The following is a 772-nucleotide window of genomic DNA, read 5'->3' on the forward strand; positions in this document are numbered from 1 at the left end:
AAATCACCCCCTACTTCCATTTCTACACGCTCTCCAGAAACCACGGCGCCTGCCAATGTGGTGTTTGCCCCACTCGTTGTGTGAACTGTGCCGGTGCCTATAATATGGCTGTTCTTCTGGTGAACCTCCTCACTGGAACCCTTGCCTTTACCAAAAGAAGCATTCCCCATCCACCCTGTACCACCGGTACCATAACTATACCCAATATTCATTGAAGCGCTTTGCATGTGGTTTTCTGTGCTCTGCGTGTTTTGCGCACTTTCAAAGATGATATCTTCACCTGCTTCCATGGTGATATTTCCACTCTGTTTATCATTGCTTTGCATCGGGTTTGTGCCGGCAATAATATCGGCTCCAACACCATGGATGCTGCCTTTGTGGGCTTGCATATTAACAGCGCGTCCTGCTTCTATTGTACCTGTCACCGCAGTAGATGTCTGAACCGATGCCTCCTCCTTCTCTGTCCTAAAGCCCACGGTTACGCTAGCAGAAACATCAGCAATATCACGAATAGACTGTTTGTTTCCACCTTTCATCCCATTATAAAGACCTTTGCCTTTGCTATAGAGATCATAGCCTTTTAGACCAGCAATAAGACCATTGCCGATTTTGTGTTTTGTATCCCCATGACCAAAACGTTTGGCTGCATCCTTTACATCTTTTACTGTACCAAGAATGCCCACATTGACAGAGCCTGTCACACCAGCAAAAGACTTTTCATGTGTCTCTTTGCCGTTAGAGGTATCATAGCTTTCTGATAGGGTGATATTAT

General features: G+C 45.7%; 1 protein-coding gene. It reads right to left on the bottom strand.

Translation table 11 applies throughout. From position 1 onward, the window contains the following. Positions 1-772, bottom strand: a 772-nt coding sequence (locus tag ACFILW_RS10375; RefSeq protein WP_375685798.1) for a hemagglutinin repeat-containing protein, incomplete at both ends; no start/stop codon positions are given.

This window comes from Bartonella sp. TT110JLCBS (assembly GCF_042193405.1).
In the GTDB taxonomy this organism is placed as follows: domain Bacteria; phylum Pseudomonadota; class Alphaproteobacteria; order Rhizobiales; family Rhizobiaceae; genus Bartonella.